At 48.7% G+C, this 8,089-nt stretch carries 5 protein-coding genes; 1 reads left to right on the forward strand and 4 read right to left on the reverse strand.

What is annotated here, in order from left to right:
* The 4 genes from ACRCZA_RS15915 to ACRCZA_RS15930 all read right to left on the reverse strand — a co-directional run.
* Nucleotides 1–254: alcohol dehydrogenase catalytic domain-containing protein (locus ACRCZA_RS15915; RefSeq protein ID WP_438675368.1), on the reverse strand; the 254-nt coding region annotated here is incomplete at its 3' end.
* A 502-nt stretch (nucleotides 255–756) separates the two neighbouring features.
* Nucleotides 757–3,828 carry an efflux RND transporter permease subunit gene (locus ACRCZA_RS15920; RefSeq protein ID WP_438675369.1) on the reverse strand — a complete coding sequence of 1,024 codons (3,072 nt, stop codon included), beginning with the start codon at nucleotides 3,826–3,828 and terminating at the stop codon, nucleotides 757–759.
* Nucleotides 3,828–5,051, reverse strand: a complete 1,224-nt coding sequence (locus ACRCZA_RS15925; RefSeq protein WP_438675370.1) for an efflux RND transporter periplasmic adaptor subunit — start codon at nucleotides 5,049–5,051, stop codon at nucleotides 3,828–3,830. The genes ACRCZA_RS15920 and ACRCZA_RS15925 overlap by 1 nt, the downstream gene beginning before the upstream one ends.
* A 314-nt stretch (nucleotides 5,052–5,365) precedes the next feature.
* Nucleotides 5,366–6,772, reverse strand: coding sequence for a leucine-rich repeat-containing protein kinase family protein (locus tag ACRCZA_RS15930; RefSeq protein ID WP_438675371.1), 1,407 nt, complete (start codon nucleotides 6,770–6,772; stop codon nucleotides 5,366–5,368).
* Between the two features lie 206 nt (nucleotides 6,773–6,978).
* On the opposite strand from ACRCZA_RS15930, the gene ACRCZA_RS15935 reads away from it, so the two are divergent.
* Nucleotides 6,979–8,089 (forward strand): transglycosylase SLT domain-containing protein (locus tag ACRCZA_RS15935; RefSeq protein ID WP_438675372.1); only part of this gene is annotated, 1,111 nt, incomplete at its 3' end.

Here is an 8,089-nt window from a genome sequence, read left to right on the forward strand (position 1 = left end):
TGAGTCACCCCCTCCCCAAGGGCACAGATCTCGCCTGCCACTTCCAGCCCGAGGATCGGTGATGCGCCCGGTGGTGGCGGATACACCCCTGCTCTTTGCTTGAGATCCGGTCCATTCACTCCTGCAGCATGCACACGAATAAGCACCTGCCCGGCACTCGGCAGCACTAACGGCGAGCGCGACAGTTGCAGCACCTCAGGTGCGCCCGGCGCCTCGAAATGAATATGAGCGTAATCCATTGGTAAAGCTGACATATCGAACTCCAAAGCACGCTAGATTGCTAAAAATTAACCGCGATAACCGCAGCCTATCCGCTCAGGGAAAAAGTCTCAACCCTTGAGCCCATTCTTTGACAAACCAGACTAAGTAGCCATCAGGCTAAGTTATTATCAGACTAAGTTGCCATCAGGCTAAGTTGCCATCAGACGAAGTGGTTATCTGACTAAGGTGGTCATCAGGCTTGAGGCGCACCAGACTCAGTTAAGTGAGCCAAACTGCCCCCCTGCTTGAGCGCCATCTAAGCATGAGCTTTAGCTTGAGCTCCACTTAGGTGCAACCAAAAATACTATGAGTGAACCCGCCTGCCCGAATCATTACCGCGCTAGGTATAAGCAGAAAAAAGACAAAAGAAAAAGACAAAAGAGGGTTAACCCAAGACGGCAAAAAATAAGCCCCCGCCTGCGGTGGCCCTATCCAAAGAGAAGGTGACAGCAAGCAGGGAATGAATGACGTCTCAGGCAAAAACTGCAGGGAGCCTTAAGCCGAACGTAATCCGGCCAGCACATCCTTAGCCTTTAACTCTGCCATCGCCACATAGGCGACAGGAACGACGAATAACGAGAAAAAAGTGCCCGCCAATAGCCCGCCAACCAAAACCAAACCAATGTTGGCAAGCCCCAAAGAGCCCGGCCCCGACGCCAGCGCTAAGGGGATCGCGCTTAAGATCATGGTTAACGACGTCATTAAAATCGGCCGCAGACGAGACTGGGCACTGGAAAGCGCCGCGGCTGTGGCACTGAGCCCCTTGGCCTGCTGCTTATTGGCAAACTCCACCAGCAAAATGCCATGCTTAGTCACTAAGCCGACAAGGGTCAACAGGCCAATTTGCGAATAAATATTGACGCTCTGGCCAAATAAGCCAAGAGTCAACAATGCACCGACTATGCACAAAGGCACGGTCAATAAAATGATCAACGGGTCAACAAAACTCTCAAACTGAGCAGCTAAAATCAGGTAAATAAACACCAAGGCCAGTAAAAATAGCGACTGAGTACCCGCCTGCGAGTCCATGAGTTCCTTAACGACGCCAGTGTGTTTAAACCCTTGGGCATCATTGAGTAGTGGCGGGATTTGCTCATCTAAAAAGGCCTTAATTTCATCCGTCGCATAGCCCGGCATCATATCTGCCGTTAACTCGGCACTATCAAGGCCCATAAAGGTTTTGATGTTAGATTCAGCCGTCGTTTGCTTGATCGACACAAACTGCGATAAGGGCAGCGCCTGGCCAGATTCCGAGGTCACGTACAATTTATTGAGCACCCCAAAATCACTAAGACGGTTCAAATTCACTTGTACTTGAATGGGATAGGTAAAGCCATCCGTGGCATGCAAATCTGCCGCTTTGACTGACCCTAAAAAAGTCGAGAGCGCATTGGTGACATCGCCATAATTCACTCCGGATAAAATAATGGCATTACGATCAATTGATAAATCATAGCGCAACTGATCACGCAGGACGGAATTACCCACATTCGTCAGGCCAGGATAGTCTTCCATTAACTGTTGCACTTTAGCCGCAGTACGACTGAGCTCGGCCTTGTCACGGTTTAACGTCGTCAGTTCTAAACGCACATTGTTGGCAATGTCCAGGTTATTGGCCGAACGAATGCTAAAGGACATGTTATAGGCAGAAACAGACTCTTTAGCCTTGATAATCAAATCGTTAATAACTTTATCGATACTCTGGTCACGATCCGACCAAGGTTTAAGTAACACATGGTTAATCGGCTCACCTTCGATGTAGGACAAATTCGCATTGATCGCACTGTGGTTATCCATCACCCCATTGAGCTCACGATTATGATCTAAGTGATATTGCCTGCCGACGCCAGCAGGCCCCTTAGAGGTCACATCGATAAACCCCGAGTCCTCCGTCGGCAACAGCACCTTAGGTAACTGCCAATACACCACACTGGCGAGTGCGATGAGGCCAAAGCTAATCGCTAACATCAGCCGTTTACGCTCAAACCATTTATTCAGCTCATGGATATAATTTGTATTTAATTGCTGTAATGCCTGCTCTACGCGATGAAACCACAAAGGCTGCGCCGCCGAGGTATTGATAAGATAAGCGCTCATCATCGGCGATAAGGTCAACGCCACCATGCCCGAGATGATCACCGCCGCCGCCAAGGTAAAGGAGAATTGCCTAAACAAATCCGCGGTTAAGCCAGACATTAAGCCGATAGGTAAATACACCGCTGCCAAGGTAAGAGTCATGGCGATGATTGGGAAAATAATTTCCTGACAGCCGTTAATCGCGGCATTAAAGGGAGTTGCACCATTCTCAATATGGCGATAACAGTTTTCAACCACCACGATCGCATCATCCACTACCAAACCGATAGCAAGAATTATGGCTAATATTGTCAAGACATTGATGCTAAAACCGAGGCCGGACATGACAGCAAAAACGCCAATCACACACACGGGAATGGTAATAATGGGAATCGAGGCAGCCCTCAGGCTGCCTAAAAATAACACCACGATAAGCGATACGAGGACCACCGCCTCAATGAGCGCCATAAAGCCTTCTTTTATCGAGGCCTTAATAAAGTCCGCCTGATTGTAGCTCAAGGTCATTTCAAGGCCTTGAGGCAAATGAGCTTGCATCCGTGCAATTTCATCTTGGATATTGGCCGCCACGGTAACCGGATTGGCATTACTTAAGGGCAAAATCTGTAAGGACATTGCGCTGTGGCCGCCAATTGACAACATACTGGGGGATAAACTTTCTTCGCCCATCACCACCTCGGCCACATCGGAAATCCGGATGATGTTGCCATTACTAACCTTAATGACGAGCCCTTTAACATCCTCAAGGGTGTTAACCTGATTTAACGGGTTAATGGAAAAATCCCGGGTCTTGCCCTTAATCGCCCCTGAGGTAAAACTCGCATTATAGGCGCCAAGGGTGCCCACGACATCAGCCGCCTTAATATTGAGCGCTTTCATTTGCTCAGGATTAAGCCAGACTCTCACGGCTTTTTGCGAGCCACCATAAGGGCCCCACACCGCGCCAACGCCTTGCACTTGTTTAAGCTGCGGGACTAATTGCTGGCTAATGTAGTCATACATTGCCTGCTTTTCCATGCCGCCAGAATTGACAAACGTAATGATATTACTGGCAGAATCGGTTGCCGAGGTGTCATCCGTCACCGTGGGTTTATCGGTCATACTCTGGGGGAAGTCATTAATCCCCTCTACACTACTACGCAACTTGTTCATCAAATTGGTGTAGTCAATATCGCTGGTATCATCATTAAATTTAATGCTTAAAGAACAGCGCCCCTCACTGCAATCGGTCGACATAGTATCAACCTTATCCAAACCCGAGGCTGCGGCAATCAATTTGTCAGCGACATTACTCGACATAAAATCCGCGCTGGCGCCGGCAATCGAGGCGTTGACCGTTGCCGAATGGGTGGTGTGCTCAGGAAAATAACGAATATCCAGCTTTTGAAAAGCAATTAAACCTAACAGCACCGTCATAATACTGAGCACTGATGCAAAAATAGGATGCCGGATACAAATCTCTGGCAAACGCATTATTGAGCTCCTTGAGGATGTGGAGTGGGGACACTTTCAGGAGCGTTCTGCCCCTGTATCACCCGGATCTTGCTATCGGCTTTAAGATTTTGCATCCCCGTCTTAACCACCAAGTCCCCCTTGGCGACGCCTTGGGTCACCACCGTATAGCCATCATTGGTATTTTTACCCAGTTCAACCACTTGTTTGACCACACTGTCACCGCGTACCAGCCAGACAAAACGCTCTTCATTATTTGCGATAATCGAATTTTGCGGCACTAATAGATGAGTCACTCCTTGACTGAAATAATGTTTAATATTGGCGAACATCCCAGGAGCGAGCTTAAATTCTTGGTTATCAATAGCGGCGTGGATCTCGACTCGCCCTGAGGCTTCATCGACCGCAGGAGCAACATAATTGACCACTCCATCAAAGACCTCGGCGCCATAGGCTTCAACCCGCACCTCAACTTTTTGCCCTTTTTTAGCCTTACCAAAATCGTTTTGGCTAATGGCGTAACGCACTTCAACAGGGTTCAGGCTGTAAAGGGTGACGAGGGGAGTCCCGGCCGCTATCTGACTGCCGATGGATTGGCTAAAGCTGGTTAACTGACCATCAAAGGGAGCCTTAATTAAGTAATCATTCATGACCGCCTGTTTTTGACGAACATCGGCGGCGGCCAGATTTACGTTTTCCCGCATTTCGTCAACATCTTGCTTCGCCAAGGCATACGGCTCTTTGGCCAATAAATCGGTGACTCGCTCAAGTTTGGTTTTGGCAAGGGCGAGGGCACTTTTGACCTTGTCTAAATCGGCTTTTGCCTTAGTGTTATCTAATTGTGCAATCACTTGCCCTTGGCTGACGTTGTCACCATTCTCAAAGTGAATCGCACTGATCTTTTCGCTCGCGCTAAAATTAAGGATGGCGGAGTCAATGGAGTTTATTTTCCCCACCTCTTTGACTGCATCAGCAAAGGTAAATTCTTTTATCGCCTCAACGGTTACTGGAATCACTTCGGCGCTTTCGGAGGCAACGGCAAGCGCCTGACCACTACCGTAGCTCAAACCAACAAACAGCAGCGCTCGAATGGCGCGGCGCGCACTTCTCATGCTGCTAAGTAAGTCAAACTGGGCTAAATGCATGTTGGCTAAGTGCATATTGACTGCCGCGGTACGAAAAGTGTTTTTTATTGGTATACCAGCAAATTGAACCCCTTGCCGAGTCACTCGTTGTGTAAACATAGTGTATATAACCTATCATTTTGACTATCCAACGGGCACACAATCCATCCCAAAACAAATTGTGCGGTAGCGATACTTAAGCCGCCGTAGGCAGCCTTAAACTCCAGCGCTCACCTATCAGGCCACAAAAAAAGAGATAGCCTAAAGGCTTAGGCTTTAACACCGCCAGCAATAACTGCAACTAACATCCAAATAAAACAGTGGGTTAACCTGATACCTCACAAGTAAAACCCTTAGCAAACAAAAAAAATCTACAGTATCAACACGGTAACAGTTATCTCGCCTATTAATGATAGCTGCCATTAGGCGACTCACTACGCCAGCAGGGCGCTTTTCACCTCATCAAACCCCGGACGAGCGGCCACATTCGCCGACAGACAGCAATCTCTTATCTCCCTCAATCGACGCACTTGTGCAGGATGACTGCTTGGCGTCACAAAGGGCAGCAAATCGTCAATCACACAACCGAGGGCGCGGACCTCAAGTTTTTCGATGCCTAGGCGTTCGGAGCTGGATAAATGGCGTAAATCAGAGGCAGCGCCAAAATCACCAAACAACACATCCATCTGCTGATTAACCATCATATTATGCGCATAAACATCACCATGACTTATCTGCTGACGATGCAGGTGCGCCATGACGTCCGCAAGCTGCAGGATAATTTTAGTCAGATCTTTACTGTCTAACGCGGTATCAGGGTTAAAAGTATCGCGAGTGCAAGAGACAAGGCTTGGCGGCAAGCCTAAGTTTTTAAAGCTTTGAGGAATCAATGCCATCACTAAGCCTGAGTGTGACCCTTGCTGAATATGAGCGATGACCTTGATAAGATTAGGGTGCTCACCCGAAGCTAAGCAACAAGCCAACTCATCGGCGGGGTAGCCATCACTGGTCACCTCGCCCTTAAACAGCTTTACCGCAATCGGCTTAGCGCCAGTTTGCGCCACCATTGATTCATCCAACCACTCCCCTTGATAAATGATCCCCGAGGCCCCTTCTCCGCATTTTTCGCCCAGTTTAACGCTATCGAGACTCACCTTCGGGACCGAAGGCAAAGATGGCGTGCTTTGCCTTGCGTTCACGCAGGCGGCGCCGTGATTAACGTTGGTGTTCATGCCTTCTGCGGCATCCCGGTTAAGGACTCGAGGGCTTGCCTGTGGCGATTCCGTCAATGGATTACCAGCAAAGGCCAGCCAACTGAGTTTGGGCAGCTCAAATAACCACAGAGGTAACTCAGATAAACGATTGGCCGACAAGCGCACTAACTCCAAGTGCTGACACTGGGCCATCGTCACCGGCAAGGTGCTCAACCGATTACCCGCCAATGCCAATTTTTGCAAACGCGCCAAAGTCCCTATCTTATCTGGCAAGGCCTCAATGCAATTATCGGTGAGGATCAGCCAGCGGGTTTGGGGAGGTAAAGCGTCTGCTGGCACCGTTTTGATGCGATTTGACTTAAAACCTATCATCTCTAACTTGGCACAACGCCCTAAGGCCTCGGGCAACTTTTCAAAACGATTATTGGAGGCAAACAGCACCTTAAGTTGAGTTAACCGATACAAATCCTCTGGCAATTCACTCAATTGATTATTCGACAAATCGAGGATTTCAAGGGTATCGGCCAAATCAAAAATCTGCGGTGGAAATGCCGTCAACCCCTCCACTAATTGTAACCGACGAACCCCTTGTAATTGCCCTGCTGTTAACTGCGCTAACGTCTGCACTCTGCCATCCTCGTGACTAAAAATTGCGGCATGGTACCGCATTTATTCATAAATAAAAAAACACCGCCCCGCTTAACCATCAGGCCTTACATGCACAAAAACGGCGCTGAACTGTCCAAAAACGGCGCTGAACTATCCAAAAACGGCAAAACAGATTAACATGCGTACAAATATTGAATACTAAGTCAGCTAATAACAGGATTATGATGCGGAAACCTTTTCGCCAAACGTACGCCTTTACGGCATTTTTATTCGCCATGCTAACGGCCCACCTCGGCGGCTGCGCAGCCACCTCAGCCGATCCGTCACCCTCGACAATGGAGAGCCCCGTCGCCGCTGACGAGGATAGCGCACCCACTAACGAGCAGACGCCGCAAACCCAAGAACCGACCGCCGCAGCCCGCGAGCAATACCGCGATGTCTGGGAAAAAATTCAACAAACTCGCACCATTGATGTACATGACGATGCCGAAGTCCGCCGGCAGCGACAATTTTTTGATGATAAACAAAAGTTTATGACTCAAGTCGGCCAGCGTGCCGAACCTTTTTTATATTACATCGTCAGCCAACTCGAAGCGCGTAATATGCCACTGGAGTTAGCCCTATTGCCGATTGTAGAAAGTGGCTATAACCCACTGGCTCAGGCTAATGGCCCTGCGGGTTTATGGCAGATGATCCCCGCCACCGGGCGTAATTTTGGTCTCACGATCAATTCGGCCTACGATGGCCGCAAAGATCCCCTCGCTTCAACCGATGCGGTATTGGACTATCTACAACATCTTTACAAGAACTTAGGTCATGACTGGATTAACGCAGTCGCAGGCTATAACAGCGGTGAATTAGTGATAAAAGCCGCCATCGACAGGAATAAAGCCAAAGGTAAACCGACGGATTTTTGGTCGCTCAACATCCCCTCCAAACAGGTGAAAACCGTACCTAAATGGTTGGCTTTTATACAAATTATTCGCGAGCCAACACATTACAATCTGACCGTTTTACCCATTGATAATCGCCCCTTTCTAGAGCGACTCCCCGCGCCAAATGGCGTCGATATTGGCCAAATCGCTAACGCTGCCGGCCTCACTAAAGCAGAATTTAAAACCTATAACCCGGGCTACCGGCAAAATGCGATCCCAAGCAAAGGCAAATACCAAATCGCCCTGCCGCTCGCAAACATTGGTACCTATCAAGACAACCAAGATAACCTTTATGCGCAAAAACGCGATAACAGCCACAGCTATATCGTTAAAGCTGGCGATAGCTTAGGGGAAATCGCCGATAAATTTAATATTTCGATCAATGAATTAAAGCAAGCTA

The sequence above is a fragment of the Shewanella sp. genome, from assembly GCF_051658185.1.
Lineage (GTDB): Bacteria > Pseudomonadota > Gammaproteobacteria > Enterobacterales > Shewanellaceae > Shewanella.

Bases quoted from the DNA above. Each gene is read 5' to 3' on its own strand.
- ACRCZA_RS15925 (WP_438675370.1), bottom strand. From the start codon at position 5,051: ATGTTTACACAACGAGTGACTCGGCAAGGGGTTCAATTTGCTGGTATA.
- ACRCZA_RS15920 (WP_438675369.1), bottom strand. From the start codon at position 3,828: ATGCGTTTGCCAGAGATTTGTATCCGGCATCCTATTTTTGCATCAGTG.